This window comes from Anaeromassilibacillus senegalensis, assembly GCF_001261775.1.
Taxonomy (GTDB): Bacteria; Bacillota; Clostridia; order Oscillospirales; family Acutalibacteraceae; genus Anaeromassilibacillus; species Anaeromassilibacillus senegalensis.
In genome coordinates this window covers 1,120,495-1,143,606 of the sequence record NZ_LN868538.1, presented here as the reverse complement: position 1 = coordinate 1,143,606, position 23,112 = coordinate 1,120,495, and the positions used below count along the sequence as shown (strand labels likewise).

The 23,112-nt window shown below is 50.3% G+C and carries 18 protein-coding genes; 8 read left to right on the top strand and 10 right to left on the bottom strand.

All coding sequences use genetic code 11. The annotated features are described in order from the left end of the window. Window positions 1-299 precede the first annotated feature (299 nt). A complete protein-coding gene (locus BN2106_RS15020) occupies window positions 300-563 on the top strand; it encodes an AbrB/MazE/SpoVT family DNA-binding domain-containing protein (RefSeq protein ID WP_050699363.1) in 264 nt (87 codons plus the stop codon). A gap of 342 nt (window positions 564-905) precedes the next feature. Here the strand turns inward: BN2106_RS15020 and rbr are convergent, their stop codons facing one another. The 9 genes from rbr to BN2106_RS14965 form a co-directional block, all read right to left on the bottom strand. After that, window positions 906-1,445 (bottom strand): rubrerythrin, encoded by a 540-nt coding sequence (gene rbr, locus BN2106_RS15015; RefSeq protein WP_050699362.1) that lies wholly within the window; start codon window positions 1,443-1,445, stop codon window positions 906-908. Window positions 1,446-2,055: 610 nt separating this feature from the next. After that, a complete protein-coding gene (gene rsmI / locus BN2106_RS15005) occupies window positions 2,056-2,895 on the bottom strand; it encodes a 16S rRNA (cytidine(1402)-2'-O)-methyltransferase (protein WP_050699360.1) in 840 nt (279 codons plus the stop codon). Then, the gene (locus tag BN2106_RS15000) at window positions 2,892-3,653 is read right to left on the bottom strand and encodes a tRNA1(Val) (adenine(37)-N6)-methyltransferase (protein ID WP_242846342.1); all 762 of its coding nucleotides are present in this window, start codon (window positions 3,651-3,653) and stop codon (window positions 2,892-2,894) included. The genes rsmI and BN2106_RS15000 overlap by 4 nt, the downstream gene beginning before the upstream one ends. A gap of 1,852 nt (window positions 3,654-5,505) precedes the next feature. After that, the gene (locus BN2106_RS14990; RefSeq protein ID WP_050699357.1) at window positions 5,506-6,057 is read right to left on the bottom strand and encodes a hypothetical protein; all 552 of its coding nucleotides are present in this window, start codon (window positions 6,055-6,057) and stop codon (window positions 5,506-5,508) included. Between the two features lie 225 nt (window positions 6,058-6,282). Beyond that, window positions 6,283-6,453 carry a DUF362 domain-containing protein gene (locus tag BN2106_RS15705; RefSeq protein ID WP_074017534.1) on the bottom strand — a complete coding sequence of 57 codons (171 nt, stop codon included), beginning with the start codon at window positions 6,451-6,453 and terminating at the stop codon, window positions 6,283-6,285. A gap of 101 nt (window positions 6,454-6,554) precedes the next feature. Beyond that, the gene (locus BN2106_RS14980; RefSeq protein WP_050699355.1) at window positions 6,555-7,448 is read right to left on the bottom strand and encodes a PSP1 domain-containing protein; all 894 of its coding nucleotides are present in this window, start codon (window positions 7,446-7,448) and stop codon (window positions 6,555-6,557) included. A gap of 49 nt (window positions 7,449-7,497) precedes the next feature. Next, window positions 7,498-8,376 (bottom strand): DNA polymerase III subunit, encoded by an 879-nt coding sequence (locus BN2106_RS14975; protein ID WP_050699354.1) that lies wholly within the window; start codon window positions 8,374-8,376, stop codon window positions 7,498-7,500. After that, a complete protein-coding gene (locus BN2106_RS14970; RefSeq protein ID WP_050699353.1) occupies window positions 8,373-8,696 on the bottom strand; it encodes a cyclic-di-AMP receptor in 324 nt (107 codons plus the stop codon). Before BN2106_RS14970 ends, BN2106_RS14975 begins: the two co-directional genes overlap by 4 nt. A 54-nt stretch (window positions 8,697-8,750) precedes the next feature. Beyond that, window positions 8,751-9,941: an aminotransferase class I/II-fold pyridoxal phosphate-dependent enzyme gene (locus BN2106_RS14965; RefSeq protein WP_050699352.1), complete on the bottom strand. Its 1,191-nt coding sequence runs from the start codon at window positions 9,939-9,941 to the stop codon at window positions 8,751-8,753. A 264-nt stretch (window positions 9,942-10,205) separates the two neighbouring features. Here BN2106_RS14965 and BN2106_RS14960 point away from each other — a divergent pair, with 264 nt between their 5' ends. From BN2106_RS14960 to ilvC, 7 genes are all read left to right on the top strand, one after another. Continuing rightward, a complete protein-coding gene (locus BN2106_RS14960) occupies window positions 10,206-11,708 on the top strand; it encodes a CARDB domain-containing protein (protein WP_050699351.1) in 1,503 nt (500 codons plus the stop codon). A gap of 12 nt (window positions 11,709-11,720) precedes the next feature. Beyond that, the gene (locus tag BN2106_RS14955) at window positions 11,721-12,329 is read left to right on the top strand and encodes a hypothetical protein (RefSeq protein WP_050699350.1); all 609 of its coding nucleotides are present in this window, start codon (window positions 11,721-11,723) and stop codon (window positions 12,327-12,329) included. A 235-nt stretch (window positions 12,330-12,564) separates the two neighbouring features. Beyond that, entirely contained in the window at window positions 12,565-13,104 is a 540-nt protein-coding gene (locus tag BN2106_RS14950) for a hypothetical protein (RefSeq protein ID WP_050699349.1), read from the top strand. Between the two features lie 71 nt (window positions 13,105-13,175). After that, on the top strand, window positions 13,176-13,508 hold the full coding sequence (locus tag BN2106_RS14945) for a DUF2500 family protein (protein WP_050699348.1): 333 nt from the start codon (window positions 13,176-13,178) through the stop codon (window positions 13,506-13,508). Window positions 13,509-13,938: 430 nt separating this feature from the next. Next, window positions 13,939-15,561, top strand: coding sequence for a biosynthetic-type acetolactate synthase large subunit (gene ilvB, locus BN2106_RS14940; protein ID WP_050699347.1), 1,623 nt, complete (start codon window positions 13,939-13,941; stop codon window positions 15,559-15,561). A 12-nt stretch (window positions 15,562-15,573) separates the two neighbouring features. Next, window positions 15,574-16,074, top strand: a complete 501-nt coding sequence (gene ilvN, locus BN2106_RS14935; protein WP_050699346.1) for an acetolactate synthase small subunit — start codon at window positions 15,574-15,576, stop codon at window positions 16,072-16,074. 167 nt (window positions 16,075-16,241) lie between these two features. Beyond that, entirely contained in the window at window positions 16,242-17,249 is a 1,008-nt protein-coding gene (gene ilvC, locus BN2106_RS14930; RefSeq protein WP_050699345.1) for a ketol-acid reductoisomerase, read from the top strand. A 103-nt stretch (window positions 17,250-17,352) separates the two neighbouring features. On the opposite strand, the gene BN2106_RS15700 is transcribed toward ilvC, so the two are convergent. After that, window positions 17,353-22,986, bottom strand: coding sequence for a leucine-rich repeat protein (locus BN2106_RS15700; RefSeq protein ID WP_074017533.1), 5,634 nt, complete (start codon window positions 22,984-22,986; stop codon window positions 17,353-17,355). Between the last annotated feature and the right edge of the window lie 126 nt (window positions 22,987-23,112).

Here is a 23,112-nt window from a genome sequence, read left to right as displayed (position 1 = left end):
CATCATTTCCAGCGTTTCCAGATAATTCAAATTTAATAAGCTGTTAATCTGAAAAGGAGTGTCTTTCCCCGGCTGGATAGATTGTAAATATACAGGTATCTCTTGTGGTCAGGGGTAAATTTGCGTTATAACGGGTATTTAAAATTATTATATTGAAAATAAATGCCTTACAACGCTAAGTTTTTGCATATTGCCAAAAATTCAATCTCACGAAGCATGATATTATGTGATTTTTGAATTGACATTTTTTACATATTATGTTATTCTGAGTAAGACGAAAAGGAAAGAGGGGGCAGTATATGATGGAAATGAAACAGGTTCGCAAATTAGACGAGCTGGGACGCGTCGCACTTCCTGCAGAGGTGCGGGAGAGCTTCCGCTGGCAGGCTGGGGACAAGCTGGAAATTGTGATGCAGGAGGACGGGATTCTGCTGCGCAAACAAGGGACCAGTTGTATGTTCTGTGGAGGCAGCGAGGATCTTTTGCACTATCAAAAACACTTTGTGTGCTCGAACTGTGCCAGATCAATTTTTGCAATGGCAGGCGCAGAGAAAGAAGCATAAGGGAGTTCATATACCTTAAAGCACGCCGGGACAGCCGCACGGATACGTCTTTCCTTGTTAGGGTAAACAGGGGAAGGCAGTGCGGCAACCGGCGTGTTTTCTATTTTTTATGTCACAGTAATTGTCACAGGTTGTCTGGATAAAACCGGCGTGCTACAATAAAATTGTATCCCGGCAGTGGGATATATGAGAGCGTCGCCCGCTGATTCTCCCGCATACCGGTTGAGCGCCCGGCCGAAAAAAGCGGTATGTGTACAGCGGGCGGGGCCGTTATAGCAGATGAAACATAAAAAAGACCGGCCATGCATTGCATGGCCGGTCTTTTTGGTGTTTGACAGAAATTTAATAGTTTACCGCACGGCGCTCAAAATAGGCCTGCGGATGTTTGCACGCCGGGCAGATCGCCGGGGCGGCCTTGCCGATGTGGATATATCCACAGTTGCGGCATACCCATACGGTTTCTTCGCCCGCCTTGAAGACGATGTCTTCTTCAATGTTCTGCGCGAGTTTGCGGTAGCGCTCCTCGTGGGTCTTCTCGACAGAAGCGATCAGGCGCATCTGCGCGGCGAGCGCGGTAAAGCCCTCTTCCTCCGCGACGTCTGCAAATTCCTTGTACATCTCGGTCCACTCGTAGTTTTCGCCCGCGGCGGCGTCCTTCAGGTTGTCCAGTGTGGTGCCGATGCCACCGTCGTGCAGCGCCTTGAACCACAGCTCCGCGTGCTCCTTCTCGTTGTGCGCGGTTTCCTCAAAGATGGCCGCGATCTGCTCATAGCCTTCTTTTCTCGCCTTGGATGCGTAGAAGGTGTACTTGTTGCGTGCCTGGGACTCACCCGCGAATGCGGCCATTAAGTTCGCTTCTGTTCTGCTGCCTTTTAATTCCATAGCTTTTTTCCTCCTGCATGTATCATTTCAAGCGTAAATTCCGTCGCTTGATCCCGGAACAAATCGGCGGTTTGCCCGCCTGCCGGAGCAATACTAGTTTTCCAGCTCCTACCAACTATTATACATGCCGAGGAAATTATAATCAACGGAGAAAGAAAGAACATTTTGTGAAAAATTGTAAAAATCTGGGTGACAGTTCCCGCTTGAGATAGAGCATATCCACACATTGGAAGCCGTTTTCCCAAATTGATTCCGGATTGGTTTTCGTTCAAAATAGTTGTATTTTTTGAATTCCTGAGCGCTTTCCGATTGGGGTGGCAGAAAAGGATTTTTTGTTGCGTTTAGAAGTGGAAAGTCCAAGGATTTTCTAAATGTAATAAAAAATTCCCGCTCCGTGTGAGGGCGGGAAAGTGAAACTGTTTGTATAGGGAACCATTCGTTTAGAGGCGCCAACATACAGACGCTGATGCGCACAGGCTGTGGCTGCGGCAAGGCAGGGACGCCGTTTTCTCACGGCGGGTACAGGCTGCCCGGTTCCAGACAGCGGCCGGTCATCGTATCACATGGTCTGCGGGCAGCGGAAGGGGGGACTTTTTTCATCAGGACAGGGTCAATCCAAATTCGGTTGGGCCAGTATCTCCCGGTAGATATCGCGCTTGGCCAGACCGCTTTCCTGCGCGGCGCGTTTGGCGGCTTCGGACGGCGCGGTGCCCTCCGCAATCAGCTCCTTTGCCAGCGCGACGGCCTCCTCCAGCGTGTAGCCGTCTGTTTCCGGTTCGGGCGCGCCTTCGATGACCAGGACGATCTCCCCCTTGAAGGGCTCCTCCTTGCAGCGCCTGACCGCCTCGCTGAGTGTGGTCCGCACGGCTTCCTCGTGGATTTTGGTCAGCTCCCGCACGATCGCAATGCGGCGGTCGCCCCACGTGGCCAGCATGTCGCGCAGGGTGGCGTACAGCTTGTGCGGCGCCTCATAAAAGACCATGGTGCGCCGTTCGTTCTTCACGTCGTCCAGATGGTCCCGGCGGCTCTTTTTGTTGACGCTCAAAAAGCCCTCAAAGGTGAAGCGGCCCGTCGGCAGGCCGGAGATTGCCAGTGCGGAGACGACGGCGCTGGGCCCCGGTACCGCCAGCACCGGAATCCCCCGCTCGGCGCACTGGGCCACCAGCAGCTCGCCCGGGTCGGAGATGGCGGGCATTCCCGCGTCGGAGACCAGCGCGCAGGATTCCCCTGCTTCCAGCCGGGCGCAGATCAACTCGCCGCGCTCGCGCTTGTTGTGCTCAAAATAACTGACCAGCGGTTTTTTGATGCCGAAATGGTTCAATAGCTTGAGTGTAACGCGGGTATCCTCCGCCGCGATAAAATCAACGGAAGAAAGCGTTTCCGCCGCGCGCGGCGAAAAGTCCGATAGATTGCCGATGGGCGTGCCTACAATGTACAATGTGCCGGTCATAAATGGCCCTCCTTGTATGCGCCGTAAATTTGAATCATTTCCGGGGAAAAGCCGCCGGATGCGTCCTCAACGAACAGAACAGGTTCCACGCGGAGTCCCGGTTTACCGCCGCGCGCCGCCTGCAAGAGGAACAAAGACGGCGGCTTGTCCGTCCGCTGCTGCACAAAGCGCAGACGTTTTGGTTCCAGCCCGGCGTTCCGCAGGTCATCCATGACACCGCAGAGGCGTTCCGGCCGCAGGCAGCAGCAGAACCTTCCGCCGAACCGGAGCTGGTAAGACGCTGCCTTTGCGATGTCCGCGAATCCGCACGCAACCTCGTGCCGCGCGATGGACATGCCCTCGTGCGGGTTCCGGATGCCGGTCCCCTCCGGCTTGTACGGCGGGTTGCAGCAGACCAGGTCCAGCCCGCGCGGCGCGTGCAGGTAGGGGAGCTGCGTCAGGTCCCCGTGGACGATGGAAATGGTTTTGTCCAGCCCATTTTCCAGAACGGAGCGCTCCGCCATGGAGCAGGCGTCTTCCTGAAGCTCGACGGCATAGACTTTCGCGGGCAGGGAACCTTCGCCGGTCCGGGCTTTAGCGCACCAGATCAGAGGGATGGCCCCGCAGCCGGTTCCAAAATCGGCGCAGGCCTCATTTTTGCGCGGTGCGGCAAACCATGCGAGAAGCACGGTATCTGTATTAAACCGATGGACGGGGGAAACGATCAAGGAGATTCCCCCGGAGAGGGGTTCGTAGTGTTCGTTGGGAAGTAACATCATAACCTCCAGACCTGCGGACCTGCGGTCAGCACGGCCCGCCCTTTTCTTTTTCCGGGGTTGGTTCCGCGCAGTGGCGGGACGGACGGGACAAGCTCCCGGGTCTTTATTGACCCTTGTAGGTAACGGCTTTAACGCGTTTTTCCGCTTTTCTGAAAAGCGGCGGGATCAAAGGGCAGGGCCCTTTGCCGCTCCTCGCAAGGAGCGGGACTCTCTTCCTGAGAAGAGCGAGTGGAAACGAGTGATAGGGTTGTTTATGAGGCAGGGTGCTGCCTCTGGGGCTTTTCTTTGGTTCCCCGGCGAAAGCCGCGGAATGTACGTCGCTTTATAAAAGCGACAGCAAAAATTGTTTACTTTAAAAAAGTAAAACAAATTTTTATCTTTCAAAAACAATGGGATTCTATGTTTTAAACAAGCAAAAGTAAATTTCACATTGCGAAAACAACGGGTTCCTTCACTTTGAGAAAACAAAAGAAGATTTATTGCATAAGCAACATTTCTTTTATAACCTCTGTTTTATTTCACAACACGATTATAATAGAAATTGTTACATAGACAATCTTGTATTAAAAAACAAAACCCAAAACGCTTTACATGTAAGAAGCAAAATAATTGCATGTGCAATCCTATCCCTTTTTACGCTTTTGAAAAAGCGGGAGAAAACCGCTGGTTGCCCTCATGCCGGGCGGCACCTCCGGTGGGGACGCTCGCTTGAGGCTAAAGCCTCGCTCGATGCTCCAAACGACCATCGCCGTAGGCGCGTTAGACACTGCGTGTCCGGTCTTGCCACGAAAGTTGGACAAAGGCACGGACGTGCAACGTCTTTCACGGACCTCCGGTCGGGACGCGGACTTCCAGTCGGGACGCGCCTCCGGCGAGGAACATTTTCACCTTGCAAATCATGCTTAAAATAGGTCTTTCTACGTTTCTAAAAGCGGCGGGAACCATTTTTATCTTGCATACCATTCTTAAAATATATTTCTACATTTCCAAAAGCGGCGGTAAACAGTGGCTGCTTTCCGTTAGTTTTTTACTTGGTGCATGTCAATTGGTTTTTTTGGGGCGCTAGAGCTGGGCTCCGGATGACTTCGACTCACGCCCCCCTACACCCCGGTATCCTCATATACCTGGGATGCTCAGGGCGAGCGGCGTGCTTTTCATTGCCGGTGGAGCTTGGGCTGCGTTTGCTTTTTATGGGTTTTATGCAAATTCTCAGCTGGGCTTTATCATTTTACATGAGGACGTTGTTGGGTGGAAACTCTTGAGTTTTTTATAGCATTCGACCTCATGGGAAAACCACCGTAGGTGCGGAAGACGTTGCACGTCCTGTCGCGGGCATCCGTGGGTTTGTGCTTACACTAAGTTTCCGCCCGCGCCGTCCCGACCGGAGGTCCGCCCCCCTACGTCCCCGGTATCCTCATATACCTGGGATGCTCAGGGAGGGCGGCGTGCTCTTCATTGCCGGTGGAGCTTGGGCTGCGTTTGCTTTTTATGGGTTTTATGCAAATTCTCAGCTGGGCTTTATCATTTTACATGAGGACGTTGTTGGGTGGAACCTCTTGAGTTTTTTATAGCATTCGACCTCATGGGAAAACCACCGTAGGTGCGGAAGACGTTGCACGTCCTGTCGCGGGCATCCATGGGCCTGTGTTTGAATAGGCTTCCGCCCGCGCCGTCCCGACCGGAGGTCCGCCCCCTACACCCCCGGTATCCTCACATACCTGAGTCACTCAGGTAGGGCGGTGTGCTCTCCATTGCCGGGGGAGCTTGCGTGTGTTTGCTTTTTATGGTTTTCAGCGAATTGTCGGCTCTATTATCATTTTACATAAGGACATTGTAGGGCTATCTTTTTGCATCAGACCTGGTTTGGGTCCGTTTGCCGCTTTACCGCGATTATTTCAAAGTAAAGATACCGGTACATTTCATCGATGACCAAAGACATTTCTTTCATATATGATTCGTCGAAAAGAAGCTTCGGATGAAACGGGTGTTCCCGCCATAAGCGGATGCCGATATCGTCAAATTCATAATTTGTACTGAGCTGTTCGTCTCCCAAATCATAGGAGCAGGGGCTGAATGGTTTTAAAAACGTTATGCATTGTTCTGCTGGGGTTCGAAAAACCTCCAGATCATAGAGCATGATCTTTGCGCGTTCTTTTAGCGTATCATCAACCGCGACTTCCACGGCTCGATTGTTTTGGTATCGGACCAGGAAAAAGAAAGCGTCGTCCAGATATCGCAGGGAGAACCCATCGTCCTCTGTGTCTTTTGAAATTTGGATTTCCCGATTGTCTGGCAAATGAAATGCGGAACGCAGCTGCTTGATTGCGGCAAGAATCTGTTCGGGATACAGGCCCAGCTTTAATGGGCCGATTCCCACATGTGGAACAACGGGAAGTACCTTCATTTTTATGTATACCTCTTAGCCTGTTTTAAAAGACATGACAATTTCTGAAACGCGGGACCTGCGGTGAACTTCAGCCAATCGTCGGCTGAGCGCGCACACGGGAGCGGGTTCTTATCCGTGGACGCATGCTTGCGCAGGCGTTTGCCCGCGCCGTGCTGACCATGGCGGAGGTGCAAAAAAGGCGAAGCGTCAAGCGCTTCGCCTTTTAGCTTGCATAGATGAAAATTATTCCTGACCAGGAGCGCCAACCGGGCAAACCTCTGCGCAAGCACCGCACTCTGTGCAGGTCTCGGGATCGATAACGTACTTGCCGTCACCTTCGGAAATTGCGCCAACCGGGCAGCCACCTGCGCAAGCGCCGCAGGAAATACATTCATCGCTAATTACGTATGCCAAAGGAAACACCTCCAATAATTTTTACAAGCTTATTTTAACACAGATTGACAAAAAAGCAACAGTTTATTGTGTGTTTCATAAAAAATTCCAGCGATTCGACCTCACTTCTGTTCCGGCTCTTTCGGCGGTGCGGCTTCCGCTTTGTCAGAGGGTTTTTCCGCCGGCTTTTCACTGCCGCCGCGTGCGCCGCGCACCAGTTTCACCTGCTTGACGGTAAAGGCCTGCGGCGCGGCTTCCGGCGCGGAATCCAGCCGCACCAGCAGCTTGCCGGTCAGGATATTCTGGTCCACCACGACGCCCTTGCCGGACGGCGTGATCACCACGGAATTGACCGAGGGCGTGCGGCGCAGCAAGTCGGAATAGGCCTCCTGTTCGTATTTCAAACAGCACATCAGCCTGCCGCAGGTGCCGGAGATTTTGACCGGGTTCAGGGACAACCCCTGTTCCTTGGCCATCTTGATGGAAACCGGCTGAAAGCCGCTCAAAAAGGTGGCGCAACAGAACGGCCGCCCGCAGATGCCCAGTCCGCCCAGCATCTTTGCTTCGTCGCGCACGCCGATCTGACGCAGTTCGATGCGGGTGCGGAACACGGACGCAAGGTCCTTGACCAGCTCGCGGAAATCCACGCGCCCGTCCGCCGTAAAATAAAATAAAATCTTGCTGTTGTCGAAGGTGTATTCCACGTCGACCAGCTTCATATCCAGCTTATGTGCCGCAATCTTTTTCAGGCAGATGCCGAACGCGGTCTTTTCTTTGATTGAATTTTCCGCCACGCGTTTGAGGTCGTCCTTCGTCGCCACGCGGATCAGCTTTTTCAGCGGCTGTACGATTTCCTCTTCGGTGATCTCTTTTTTCTCCATGGCGACTTCGCCGCATTCCACACCGCGCGCGGTTTCCACAATCACGTTGTCGCCCAGTTTTAATTCGTTGCCGTCCGGGTCAAAGTAATACACCTTGCCCATGTTTTTAAAACGAACGCCTATAACCTCGGCCATACAAACCTCCCGTACAATGTTTTTCTATGGTTAGGATACCCACATTTTCCTATTTTTTACGTCCGTGCGCCGCTGTGCAGAGCCGCGCGCAAAAAGCGGTAACCAAAAGCGCCGCGTTGGCGTTTTGTTCCTGTGCCCGCTGCGCCGTTTTTACCTGCTCCAAAAGGGCAAGGAGCCTGTCCCGCGTCAACGCGTGCGCGAGTGTGTCCGCCGCCTCCCGCTGGCCGGAAAGGCAGGCATTCCCACCCGCCCGCAGGACGCAGGCGTCCCGGAACAGCAGGTAGAGCTGCTTAAAAATCCGGCGCAATCGGTCTTTATCCCGGATGAGCGGCGCGGTCAGCTCCAGAAGCGCTGCTTCCGCCGCCGCGGGAATCGCGGCGCACAGGGCGGCACAGAGTTCCATGTCCTCCGGTGCGGCGGCTGTTTCACCCTCCAGGGTGTAAAGCTGCGCGCGGGACCGCACGGTAGAGAGCATCGCCGACGCGGATGTGACCGTCAGGACGAACAGCACGCGGTCCGGCGGCTCCTCAAAAACCTTCAACAGCGCATTCTGCGCCTGTTCGGACATCGTTTCCGCGTTTTCCAGCAGGAACACGCGGCGGGGCGCCTCATTCGGCTTGATATACGCGTCCGAACGGATGGCGCGGACCGTGTCCACATGGAACGACCGGGCGGTCGTTCCGCCTCCCGCGATGGTGATGTCCGGATGCGAGTTCGCCGCGGCCTTTATGCACCCGGGACAATGCCCGCAGGGGCGTTCCCCTTCTCCGGTGCAGACAGCCGCTTTTGCGATCCAGCGGGCCAGCGCTTCTTTACCGCTGCCCGCCGGTCCCTCGATCAGGATCGCGTGCGGCAGCCGGTTTTCAGAAAAGGCAAGGGACAGGCTCTGCCTGACCCCCTCGCCGCAGGAAATTCCTTCGAAATTCATACCTTTTCAAAACGGTCGACGTCCAGCACGAAGATGGTCGCGCCGCCCACGGTGACTTCCACCGGCATGGAGGTGTACATGCCCATATCCATGGTGGAGGTGCTGGGCACAAGTTGCGTGCGCCGGCTGCTCTGCTGTTCGATGATGCGGATGACCTGATCGACCTTGTCGTCCTCCACACCGGAGATAAATGTGGTATTGCCCGCCATCAGGAAACCGCCTGTAGTGGCAAGCTTTGTAACCGGGAACCCTTCCTGGGTCAGCGCAGCGGAAACCATGCTGCTGTCGTCTTTATTCACAATGGCAAGAACCAGCTTCATAATGATTGCCTCCCATTCTCTATGTAATCCGATCCGGAACCCGCCGGATCGTTTTTATTTTAGAGCCAGCGGAACGGACTCCGCCGGGGCGAGAACCGCTTCCCGCAGGGACGCGCGTACCGGCGGGAGGGGCGGCAGCTGCGCGATTGTATTTCCGGCGGGGAGGGGCGCGCCCGCGTGCCGGAGCAATTCACGGAAACCCGTCTCCAGACGCGTAAAATCCTCCTCCGTGTTGAACGGCGTCGCGATGCAGACCACGCACTGGCTGTCCGCGTATTCCGGCTCGCAGCCCGCCTGGCGCAGGCGCTCCGCCGCTTTCGTCCCCGCCAGTCCGATGGAGGCGGTGTCCACCGTGACGCGCGTGGGATCCCATCGCAGGGGGGAGTCGTCCGGGGCCATCCCCAGCACGCGCAATCCCATGGCTTGCAGGGCCGTTTTCAACGCATGTACGCGCGCCTGCAACTGCGTAAAGGCCGCTCTGCCGTGTTCCTCCAGCCATGCGCGGCAGTAGTCGAGCGAAGCCATGATGGGGTATGATGGGCTGGTGGAGCCGAACAAGCTCATGGCGTTTTTCGCGCCGTCCGCGAACCGCGCGTCCGCTAGGTTCAGCCAGGCCCCGCCTGTCAGTACGTTCAGCGTCTTGTGCGCGGAGCAGGCGGTCATCGACGCGCCCAACGCGATGGGGTGCAGGACCGGATCGGTGAAAAACAGGTGCGCCCCGTGGGCGTTGTCCACCAGCAGAGGGATGCCGTGTTGGTTACAGGCCGCTGCGAGGGCGGGGATGTCCGCCAGCTCGCCATAGTAGCTGGGGCTGGTGAGGTAGACGGCCTTCACGTCGGGATGCTGTTCCACGGCGGCGCAGAGGTCCTCCGGCATGGACCAGACGGGCGTCAATCCCAGCAGGGCCATCGTATTGACCGCCGAGCGGTGCACCACGCGGCTGCACAGGACGCTTCCGCCGCAGGGCGCGGCCAGCCGGAGCATTGCCTGGATACAGAGCGTGCAGCCTCCGGCGGAAAACAGCGTGCGTTTGGTGCCGAACAGCGCGGCTGCGGCCTCCTCCGCCCGTAAAATCGGGCCTTCCGCTTCAAACAGGCTGTCCGTGTCCGGCAGTTCCGTGTAGTCGAGGGACAAAAGCTTCTGTGGCAGGGCGGCGGGGTTGCTCTTGTGCCCCGGCGTGTGGAACGACGCGCGGCGGAGGGACTGGTGGGATAACAAGGCGGTATAGAGGGGCGTTTCAGTCATGGCGGGAGTCCTTTCGTGAATAAGAGTTTAAATTATTATTATAACATTTTAGAAAAATTGATTCTAGTGACAATATAAATAAAACTCAAAAGGAATTTTTTACAGGAAAAAATAAACAAAATCAGAAAAAGTTGTCCCCTTTTGAAGATTTTTATCGTTACTAGTTAATAGAGGCCTTTTATGAAGAAAGGAGGAGATTCCAATGGGCCGTTTATCTGTAAAAGTGTTTCTGAAACTAAAACAGTACATTAAGGAGGAAATGCAATGAAAATGAGATGGAACCAAAAACTGTTGGCATGTATTTTGTGTATATCCATAAGTGGATGTTTAGCAGGACATGCTGCAGCTCAGGATCAATCAAGTCTAAAGCAAAATGTGAGTTCTGATGAACAGATAATTGCTCAAATTGACTTGTCTGATTTTCAATCAGAGGGAATTTCTCTAATAGAAGAAACTGTTGAAGAAGAAAATGTAGATGATTTAGAAGTAAATGAAATTCCCGAAGTTGAACAGGGTGAGATAATAATTATCCCAAAAGAGAAAAATGAAAATCAAATATTATCCCGCGCGACGGGGACAGATTTGGCAATATCCAATATGCGGGCACCCAATAACACTGAGCCGCTTCCTAATATGACTGATGTTAAAATTGTTTCTACAATTCAAAACTTAGGAAGCACCACAATTTCCGGCTTTAATTATTCTGTTTATATGGATACGCAACTTCTGACAACGAAAAGTGTGGCAGTGACATTGGGGGCAGGTGCTTCCGCCAATCTAAATTTAAATATTAAAAATAGAGTTGGCGGTAGCCATACGGTTATGGTAACAGTGTGGTTGCCTAATGGACCGACTGAGACGAACACTTCAAATAATTCTGTTAGTAAAGCGTTCAGGTGGCAAGATGCGGTCTCTGTTAGAGCATATGAAATCAGTGGATCGAGTAAAATTGAGCCAAATGTTGATCATGCATATGAGATCAGTGTAGCGAACCTTGGCAACCTTGATGGAGTGGATATACCTATTAAAATATTATTAAACGGTAAGATGTTGGATGGAACAGCCCGTGCCAGCATACCCGCTAGGAAAATATTAAATTTTGCTGTTAATGCTAAATTTGAGAATTCAGGAGGTACTAGTCTAGGCATTTACATTGATCCCCAGCACACAAGTGCAGATATCGATCCCGATGATAATCAGTTATCGAAAAGTATTCAAGTACTTACACCCGAGCAATCATGGGGTGGAACATGGAGAAATTCTGATGGAATTTCGGTGCAGATTTTGGATAAAGTAAAAGACCTTGTCGCTAAGGAAAATTTCCGAATCAGTATGGATCAAATTGTTTCTAGTATAGAGTCTTGGAATGGGGTCGCTAGTGGTGTGTCTTTCGGAGAAATATGGGTGTCTGATACGAATGATGACGTGGGGAAAGATATTGTTTTGACGAAAGGGTCAATTCTGGGTGCAGGAAAAAATGTGTTAGGAATAACAGTAACTTATGATGAAAATGGAAATGAAGTGGATCAGGACGGTGGTCGGTTAAAAGATGTTTTTGTCCATTCAAGAATTACTTTAGAGCAGGATCATCTTTTAGAAAATAGTTCAGCGGCGCAGGCGCAGACTGTTACCCACGAATTTGGACATGCTTTGGGCTTAAGACACCCACCCTGTTCTGATACAGCTATCATGCGAGAAAGTACGGCTACAGCAGCTTACCGTATTCTGGAACATGACGAACAGGCACTACAAGAGACATATAAATAAGAGGTGGACAAAATGAAAAAATACTTATGTGTATGTATCGTTGTTCTACTGATAACAACTTTAGCATTCTCTGGGTGCTCAGTCGAAAAGGAGCCGAGAGTTCAAGACTTACCTATTAAAAATATGGGTGGTTATTTGGCAAAGAACCCTGAAAATTTGAATGACTTGGAAGAGTGGAGCACCTGTATTGTAAAAGGAGTGTTGGCTGATGATGCCGTAAACCACGACGAGATGTTGAACGATCCGGTTTATGGGGATTCGACAGGGTTTACCTCCTCCACATTGACGATTACCGAAACTTTTAAGGGGGATTTATCACCCGGAGATCAAGTTGCCTTTGTAGAACCATATTTTGTGAAAACAAATAAAAAAGGCGAAACGTATATCGTAGCATATTGTGGTTATACCCCGGCGATTCCCGGGCAGGAGTATGTCTTTTTCCTCGATCCCTCGGAGTCTCCATTACTTGGAGGGGAATATTATGAAATTTCTTTCCCCGAGCGCTCCCGGTATGCGGTTCCGTCGAAGAATGAGATAGAACCTTTAGGCTTGAACAATCAGGAAGAGGAAGGAACGTATCAAAGATTGTATAAACAAGTTATAGACAAATATGTAGAATAAATTGATTTCGATCCGTTCAGTGGGGTTTACTCTGCTGAACGGATCATTATATAGAGCGGAGACCAAAAAATTTTTAAGGAATGTGAGCAATGTAGAGAGGGCGATGACTGCGTACAGTAAGAGTGGTTTGCCATAGTAAAAACTTATCACCTTTCGGTTGCGTTTAAATCTTTGTGTGATAAGCTTATTAGTGGCAGACTTTTTAGCCAAAATGATCATTTGATTGGAGAAAACCATGAAGAAATGGATCAGGAGAATGCTGTATGTCCTTCCGCCCGTTGTTTTGGTATCCTTATTCTTTATCCTGTCGCCCCGTCCTGAAGACCCGGTACGGTCCTCGTTCCAGGAGCGCTTCAACCTGACACTCCCCGCCGCCGCGGAACCCATTTTGCAGGAGGACGACTACGGCTGGATGGGCGACGGGCACCTGTTCTGCGTCTATCAGCTGTCCCCCGGGGACATGCGGGAATTTCTGAAGCAGGGGGCGATGGCGCGGTGGTCTCCGCTGCCGATGAGGAAGGACACGGCGGAAAACCTGTATCGGGACATGCGGGCGCTTCTCTCCCAGACCGCAAAAGAAGAGGAGCGGGAATACTTGCAGGAAGCCAATAAAAAGCAGGGATATTACTGCCTTGTCAACACCTGGCAGGGCAACCCGGGCCGTGTCCTCAACCACACGAAATACGACCGGGACAATTTCCAGTTTCAAAACATCGCCTTGGGCATTGTGGACACACAGAGCAAAAAAATTTACTACTACACCCAGGACCGCTGAAACACTAGAATCGATTGTTAAAAAAACCTGGTGCGGGCGGTTTGTGGCGTATGGTTTGGGAGGAAGCAAAGATGCAGGTGATCGCAGTTCTATTTTTGATCCTCTGGGGCGCGTCCGTTGTCTATGGGGTTCTGTATGGAATACTGACCGTGCGGGAACGGAAACAGCGGCCCAAATGTAAACGCGCGACGGTTCTCCGTAAGGAGGAAGCCCGCTACGAAGCCTATTCCATGACAAAAGCCATTATGGAGACAAAAAGCGATTTTCTGATTACCTTTTCCATAGACGGAAAAGCACAGACATTTAAAGGCGGGCCCGGCTTCTACACGGGTCTGCAAACCGGGGAACAGGGTATGCTGTTCTATCAGGGGGACCGCGTCGTCGATTTTCAAAAAGATCGCTGACGCGGTTTTTTATGAGAGAAACAGAATCTATTTTATCATAAACCGGCGTCCGGCGCCATACGGATGCATCCGGTTCGTCCGCAGGTCCGCTGCGATAAAAGGATAAAAATACAAAACAATTGCATGAATTTTCACTCTGCGACAATTTAGCGTATTAACTAATGAAATTCATATCCCGGCGGCGGTCTGTTGTGCGGTTCCGACAGAAAAGGCGCGCGATCCCATCGGAATGCAGGCGGTTTCCCGCCGTCCTGCACCAAGAATCCCGCCCGTTCCGTCGCGGAAAAGCAGGCTTGCGATCCATGGAAGGTCTTGACGGGCCGTGGGATAAATACTATAATATTTTAAATAACGAAAGCGACCGAAACATACGAATTTTGACAGTGCGCTGTGCGGCTGTCATCGGTTTGAGAGATAAAGGAGTGGGTCTATGATCAGCGGAGCGGAAATCATGGTGAAATGCCTGGAAAACGAGGGCGTTTCCTACATATTCGGTTATCCGGGCGCCGCAATTTGCCCGTTTTACGACTGCATTACCCGGACAAAGATCAAGCATGTTCTGGTCCGTCAGGAGCAGAACGCGGCCCATATCGCCAGCGGGTATGCCCGCGCAAGCACAAAACCGGGCGTCTGCGTGGCGACCTCCGGCCCCGGCGCAACCAATTTGATCACCGGCATTGCGACGGCGTACATGGATTCCATTCCGCTGATCGCCATCACCGGGCAGGTCAATTCCTGGCTGCTGGGCCGCGACGTCTTTCAGGAAGCGGACATCACCGGCGCGTGCCAGCCGTTTATCAAGCATTCCTACCTGGTCAAAAATGCAGCGGATTTGCCCCGCGTATTCAAAGAGGCGTTTCACATCGCCACCACAGGCCGGCCCGGCCCGGTGCTGATCGACGTCCCCACGGACATTCAGCTGCAGGAAGTCGAAGCGTTCAACTATCCCGCGAAAGCGGATATCATCGGATATAAACCCCGCACACAGGGCCACCCGATCCAGATCAAAAAAGCCCTGCAGGCGATCAAGGACGCGGAACGTCCCATCATCTGCTGCGGCGGCGGCGTGGTGCTGGCGGGCGCGCGCGACCAGATGGTCGAGTTTGCCAAGAACAGCGGCATTCCCGTGGCGGCCACGATGATGGGCATCGGCGTGATGCCGATGGACAGCCCGTACTATCTGGGCATGATCGGCTCCCATGGGCGGTCCAGCGCCAACAAAGCGATGAGCGAGGCAGACCTCGTGATTCTCTGCGGCGCGCGCGTGGGCGACCGCGCGGTAGCGGCCCCGGAGAGCCTGGCGGAAAAGGCCCGGATCATCCATATTGATATCGACCCCGCCGAAATCGGCAAGAATATGACAGCCCATATCCCGATTGTGGGCGATATCCGCCTGGTGCTCGGCACGCTGGCGGAAAAGGTGGAGAACACCGTCCCACAGGAGTGGGTGGAGCATGTGTTCTCCCTCAAAGAGAAATATCCGCCCCGCGGCGAAGCGCGCGAGGATTTTGTGGAACCGCGCGTCTTTATCCGCGACCTCTCCAAAATGATGCAGGAGGACGCGATTCTCGTTGCCGACGTCGGTGAAAACCAGATCTGGGCGGCGCGCAATTTCAACGTCAAGGAGGGGCGCTTCCTCACCTCCGGCGGCTTGGGCACCATGGGCTATTCCGTCCCGGCGGCCATCGGTGCGAAGATCGCCAAACCCAGGCGGCAGGTCGTCGCAGTCTGCGGCGACGGCTCCTTCCAGATGTGCATGTGCGAGCTAGGAACGCTGATTCAAAACGACGTGCCGGTGAAAATCATCATCATGGAAAACAACCGGCTCGGCATGGTGCGCGAATTCCAGGACCGCCTGTACGGCTGCCGCCACATCGGCACCGTATTGGAAAACGGCAACCCGGACTTCGTCAAGCTGGCGGATTCGTACGGCATCGAGGCCGCGCGCGCGGTGAACAACGCGCAGGCCGTGGAGCTGGCGAGGAAGATGCTGGACAGCAAAAAAGCCTTCATCCTGGTGTGCAGCGTAGACCCGGAAACACCGTCCATATAAGGGGGAACCGCCATGAAATATACGATTTCCATTCTGGTGGAGAATCAGCCCGGCGTACTGTACAAGGTTTCCGGCCTGTTTGCCCGCCGCGGATTCAATATCGACAGTCTCGCCGTCGGCGAGACGGAGGATTCCACCATTTCCCGCATTACGATCGTCGTCAACGGCGACGAGCACATTGTAGAGCAGGTGGAAAAACAGCTCAACAAGGTGATTCAGGTCATCAAAGTCCGCGTGCTGGAGCCGGAGTCTTTCTACAGCTGCTATCTTTCTTTGATCAAGGTCAGCAGCAACGCCCAGCAGCGCGCGGAGATCATGAAAATCGCGGAGCTGATGCGCGCCCAGATCGTGGACGTCGCGACCGACTGCCTGACCCTCCAGTTTACAGACAGCACGGAGCGCACGGAAACGCTCATCAGCCTGTTAAAGCCCTATGGGATTAAAGAAATTGTCCGCGCGGGCGCCCTCGCCATTGAGAAGGGCTCCGCCATCGCCCGCAGAAAGGGCAGCTAAACCAGACAGTCTGCCAGGCCGGAGGGCTCCGGACCGGCGCGCGCGGGATTTCCCGGGAAACGCGCACAGGGACCCGCCGTTCCCAGGCCTGTACCAAACTTCCGCCGGGCGTTCGCCGGGCGGCCCAATAAATTTATTGCCGATTCCGGCAAGGAGGAAATGTAATCATGCCTAAGATTTATTATGAAGCCGATTGTGACATCAACGTCCTGAAAGGCAAAAAAGTTGCGATTATCGGTTACGGCAGCCAGGGCCACGCACATGCGCTGAACCTGAAGGAAAGCGGCGTGGACGTCGTCGTCGGCCTCTATGAGGGTAGCAAGAGCCGCGCCAGAGCGGAAAAAGCCGGCCTGACCGTCATGACCGTTCCGGAGGCAACCAAGGCTTCCGATATTATCATGATCCTGATCCCCGACGAGCGCCAGGCGGACATGTACAAGGCGGACATCGCCCCGTACCTGACCGAGGGCAAGGCCCTTGCGTTTGCGCACGGCTTCAACATCCATTTCGGCCAGATTGTGCCGCCGGCAAACATCGACGTGTTCATGATCGCCCCGAAGGCGCCGGGCCACACCGTCCGCAGCGAGTTCCAGGAGGGCAAGGGCACGCCCTGCCTCGTCGCGGTGTATCAGGACGCTTCCGGCCACTGCCTCGACATCGCGCTGGCCTACGGCGCGGGACTGGGCGGCGCGCGCGCGGCCATCATGGAGACCACCTTCAAAATTGAGACCGAAACCGACCTGTTCGGCGAGCAGTGCGTCCTCTGCGGCGGCGTGACCGCCCTGATGAAGGCCGGCTTTGAGACGCTGGTCGAGGCGGGCTATGCGCCGGAGAATGCGTACTTTGAGTGCATCCACGAGATGAAGCTGATCGTCGACCTGATCTACAGCGGCGGCTTCTCCATGATGCGTTATTCCGTCTCCGACACCGCCGAGTACGGCGACTATGAGATTGGCAAGCGCCTGATCACCGAGGAGACCAAGAAGGAAATGAAGAAGGTCCTCTCCGAGATTCAGGACGGCACGTTCGCCCTGCGCTGGATCGCCGAGAACAAGAACGGCCGCCCGCACTTCAACGCGTGCCGCCGCATCGAGGCTTCCCACGAGCTGGAGGCCGTCGGCAAGGAGCTGCGCAAGATGTACTCCTGGAACGGCGAGAACAAGTACGCCGACTGATTGACAGTATAAAAAAGAGAAGGCGCCGTTACAGAACAAATTTGTTCTGTAACGGCGCCTTTTTATAACATAAGTACGCCGATGGCGGTTATAAAGGTTGATTTTACTTAATCCCACAATTAAAGAGCCGGTATTGAGTACCATTCATAGTAATATAAATACCGGAACCGGTTCCAGAATTTCCAATTCCTTTAACTGCAAGGTAGTAAGAAATCGTTCCATTTTGATTTTTCTCCTTTTTACCGGAGGCAGTTTGGAGGACAGCGCCGTTTCCAACCGTTAAAGCGGGGATAAGTTCTGCATGGCTAGGTGTTACTTTAAACCAATAGGATTTACCCTGTTCAATTTTTATGTCTTCGGTTGTGTCGCATGTAAAAGGAGCTGTTTCCAAAGATATGGTGAATAACAGTTTTCCATTTGCATAAATTCCTGTGGATTCTCCGGGACGGCCAATCCCATACACACCCAAGATCATATTTGTTCCGTCGAAAGGTTTTACCACGTACAACTGACCGACTTTCCCATTTCCCTGCGTCATATTTGGGGCTGTAGAAGTCGTAACAGTAAACTGGCGCGCAGTACCTACCTGCATTGTTATTGTGCCGTTTAAAGTGCTGGTGATTGTTCCTGCAGGAACGGTGGAAGGAATGACCGGAGTCGCTGGAGCAGTATCAATATTGGACCCGCTGCCGCTGCTGGACCCACCACCTCCATGGCTTCCGCCGCCGCCACCGCCACCACCACTACCGCCGCCGGAGCTGCTGCTGACCGTCACTTGGCAAGCTGCAGTTTTGTCTTCCACTGTGGCTGTAATTGTTGCGTTGCCTTTACTGACTGCATAAATCTTTCCATTATTATCAACCGTTGCGATAGAAGTATTTGACGAAACCCATTTTACAGTTTTATCAGCAGTTGTATCGGTGGGATGATAGATCACAGATAATACCGAGGTATTTCCCTTGCTTATAGAAAGGGTCGTTTTATTGAGTGAGATGGATTCCAATGGTTTTGGAACAGGTACAACTTTCACTTTACAGGTGGCTGTTTTCTCGCCGACCGCAGCTGTAATAGTTGCTTCGCCTGGCTTCAAGGCGGTGATTTTTCCGTTATTCACGGTTGCGACCATTTCATTAGAGGATGACCATACGACTGTCTTGTCGTCAGTCGTGTCCTGCGGATTGTAGGCGACCGTCAGGTTTTCTATCTGTCCGACCTGCAATTCGGTTTCTGTTTTGTTCAAGGAGATGGATTCCAAAGGTTTCGGAACAGGAACGACTTTTACTTTACAGGCAGCTGTTTTCTCACCGACCGCAGCTGTAATAGTTGCTTCGCCTGGCTTCAAGGCGGTGATTTTTCCGTTATTCACGGTTGCGACCATTTCATTAGAGGATGACCATACGACTGTCTTGTCGTCTGTTGTGTCCTGCGGATTGTAGGCGACCATCAGGTTTTCTATCTGTCCGACCTGCAATTCGGTTTCTGTTTTGTTCAAGGAGATGGATTCCAAAGGTTTCGGAACAGGTACAACTTTCACTTTACAGGTGGCTGTTTTCTCGCCGACCGCAGCTGTAATCGTTGCTTCGCCTGGCTTCAAGGCAGTGATTTTTCCGTTATTCACGGTTGCGACCGTTTCGTCAGAGGATGACCATACGACTGTCTTGTCGTCTGTTGTGTCCTGCGGATTGTAGGCGACCGTCAGATTTTCTATCTGTCCGACCTGCAATTCGGTTTCTGTTTTGTTCAAGGAGATGGATTCCAATGGTTTTGGAACAGGTACAACTTTCACTTTACAGGTGGCTGTTTTCTCGCCGACCGCAGCTGTAATCGTTGCTTCGCCTGGCTTCAAGGCAGTGATTTTTCCGTTATTCACGGTTGCGACCGTTTCGTCAGAGGATGACCATACGACTGTCTTGTCGTCTGTTGTGTCCTGCGGATTGTAGGCGACCATCAGGTTTTCTATCTGTCCGACCTGCAATTCGGTTTCTGTTTTGTTCAAGGAGATGGATTCCAATGGTTTTGGAACAGGTACAACTTTCACTTTACAGGTGGCTGTTTTCTCGCCGACCGCAGCTGTAATCGTTGCTTCGCCTGGCTTCAAGGCGGTGATTTTTCCGTTATTCACGGTTGCGACCATTTCATTAGAGGATGACCATACGACTGTTTTGTCGTCAGTCGTGTCCTGCGGATTGTAGGCGACCGTCAGATTTTCTATCTGTCCGACCTGCAATTCGGTTTCTGTTTTGTTCAAGGAGATGGATTCCAAAGGTTTCGGAACAGGAACGACTTTTACTTTACAGGCAGCGGTTTTCTCACCGACCGCAGCTGTAATCGTTGCTTCGCCTGGCTTCAAGGCAGTGATTTTTCCGTTATTCACGGTTGCGACCGTTTCGTCAGAGGATGACCATACGACTGTCTTGTCGTCTGTCGTGTCCTGTGGATTGTAAGCGACCGTCAGGTTTTCTATCTGTCCGACCTGCAATTCGGTTTCTGTTTTGTTCAAGGAGATGGATTCCAAAGGTTGTTTCCACGGAATTCCTTCGGGAAAGTCTACAACGTTTTTAAATGGGAGCATTTGACTTCTAGCGTAAGCTTCTGCGTAAGAGTACGGTATTCCATAAATAACTGGAGTTTCGCTGTTGCTTAGAAATGAAGAAGTATTAATCGATGTAACGCTTGGCGGAATTGCCACATGCTTTAGTGCAAGGCAACGTGAAAATGCATCCTCCGCAATAGCTTTAATTCCTTTGTCAATAATAACACTTTCTAAAGAACTGCAATCAGCGAATGCTGCCCTCGGAATTGTATCTATAGCACTAGGAACACGTATATTTTTTAAAGCAATACACTTTGAAAAAGCAGACTCATCCAGTTTGATTACTGTTTCCGGAAGGTCAAGATTTGCTAATTTTTTGCACCCATAAAAAGCCCGCATACCAATGGAGGTCACACTACTCGGAATTTCTATATTGGTTAAAGCAGTGCAGTTCATAAATGTTTCAATAGGAATATCAGGGACCCCCGTTTCAATTGTTATATTTGTTAGGAATTTACACTCAGAAAACACACCCAATGACATATTGACTCCGTGGCGAATTGTTGCTTGGGTTATACCACAATTGCTAAAAGCCCGAACACCAATATCAATTACACTATCTGGAATATGTATATTTACTAATGAAGTACATCCTGAAAAGGCTTCATATGAAATTGCTGAAACAGTATTGGGGATAATTATTTCCTCTAAAGAACTACATTTTGCGAAAGCATTTGCACCGATTTTAACAAGCCCACTATTCATTTTCACACTTTTCAACTTAGTACAAGAAGAAAATGTGTATGGCTCAAGTTCTTTAACTCCATCGGGAATTGTAATTTCTAATAATTGCGAACAATTATTAAATGCGTATGTGCCAATTTGTGTTAAGTTGCTAGAAATTGAAACTGCTTTTAATTTCGTGCAATACTCGAATGCGCAGCTACTAATTGAAGTACACCCTTCAGGAATGTTTACTTGTTCAATATCTCTGTTTTGAGAGAATGCTTTATCTGCTATTTTCACTACATATTCTGGGATGTCTACTATGCGCTCAGATCCTATATAAGAGATCAATACACCTTCAGAATCAATGCGAAAATCATCTCTATTATAGTCATAAATTACATCGACTTGGCAACAGGCTTTTTTTTGCCCAACAATTGCGGTAATTGTTGTGGTTCCTAGTTTATGTGCGGTTACCTTTCCGTTAGAATCCACAGTTGCAACAGCAGCATCGGATGAAGTCCATATCACTTCTTTATCGTGCGTTGTATTGTCCGGAATATATGTAACTGTGAGAGTCTGACTTTGACCAGTTTCTAATTTCATAATTGCCTTATTCAAAGATATTTCTTTTAAAGGAATGGGGTATACCACGGTTACATCACAAGAAGCCTTTTTTATACCGACGATTGCAGTAATTGTGGCCTTTCCAGCCTTAATGCCAGTTACCTTACCGTAGGAGTCGACAGTTACAACGGATTCATCTGAAGAAATCCAAGAGACCTTTTTATCTTCCGTTGTATCAATTGGATTATAATTGACAGTCAACGATTTGGTTTGTCCTTCATCCAATTGTATTTCTGTCTTATTTAAGGAGATGGAAAGCAATGGTACTTCAAGCCATGGATTTCCATTGGGGAACTCCTGAATATTTCTATAAGGGATTCCCTGTTCTTTTGCATACGATTCGGCTCTTTCTCCTGGCGTACCAAATAATGTTACCGCTTTACAGCCTGCAAATAAATCTTTACCTATGGAAGTAACAGTATCTGGAAGTGCTACGGCAACTAATCGTAAACAGTTTTTAAATACGGAGTCTTTTATTGTAGTTACTCCATTATACATTGTGACGATTTTCAAGGAATCACAATTTTCAAAAGTACTACGTTCTATACTTGATACAGTTGGTGGTATAATTATTTCCGATAAAGACTTACAACCGGAAAATGCTTCCGCTCCAATAGTTATTACATTTCCTGGAATGACTAAATTAGACAAAACGGAACAATACTTAAATGCTGATGAACCAATCGTTATAACATCATCTGGTATATTGATCGTTTGAAGTGATATACAATTTTCAAAAGCATGCTCTCCAATAATAGTGACGCTTTTAGGGAGATCTAATGAGGTTAGACGTTCACATGACTTAAATGCGCCAGAACCAATAGATTGGACCTTGCCTTCGATCACGACATTTGTCAATGAAATGCAGCCTGAAAATAGATTTAAAGGAATTTTTGTTATTCCTGTCGGCAGTGTCATGCTTTTTAGTGAATTACAGTTTGCAAATGCAGCCCAACCAACAGATTCTATATTTTTAGGAAGGATTAATTCTTCTAAATTTATACAACCGCTAAAGGCTTCATCATTAATTAAGGTCAAGTTTTCTGACAGTTCAATTTCAAATAATGATGTGCAATCAAAAAAGGCTTTTGCCCCAATGCTTATTAAATTATCAGAAAGTAGTATGTTTTTTAATGAGTGGCAAAATGAAAAAGCTTCAGAGTCGATGGATGTTACACTATTAGAAACAATAATATTCTCTAAATTTGTACAACTTTTAAACATACAAGAGCTAATATAGGGCACACCTTCCTCCATAGTGACAAAACGTAGTGATTTACATGATGAAAAAGCCCCTTTACCAATATTCTGTACGGTACTTGGTATAACAAGTTCAGGTACAGCGCATCCGGAGAATGCGTAGATTCCAATGGATGAGAGTCCTTCTTTTAATTCGAAGTCGCTTAAATTATTACAAGATGCAAAAGCAGACTCTCCAATTTCAGTAACACTATCTGGTATTGTTACTTGTTTTAAAGAAGAACATTTGAAAAATGCGTAATCTCCTATAGAGGTCACGCTATCCGGAATCATTACATATTGCAAATTCAGGTTTTTTTCAAATACATTATCACCGATTGCTTTTACAAATTCTGGTATTTCAATAGATTGATCTTGCCCAATATATTCTACCAATTTACCATTTACATCCACAATAAAATCATCTTCGTTGCTAATTTTATCCTCTTCTGCAATTGTTTTCTGGTTGTCAGTATTGACAGATAATAAATTTACTCTCTGTTCGGACAGTTTGTCCAACGGCTCAAAGGATTCCATTTGAGCGACCGCTATGCTTGGTCCAGATATTGCTAAGGTAGATGCCAGTAACAGTGCCAATGCTTTCTTTTTCATAAAATCACTCCTTTGTATATTTCGGATTTTCCTTATAACAAATATAGCATTATATATTAATTGTTACATAAAATGTAAAAAAAGTTCACATAAAATACCCAGAATGATTTTTGTATTTTATATTTA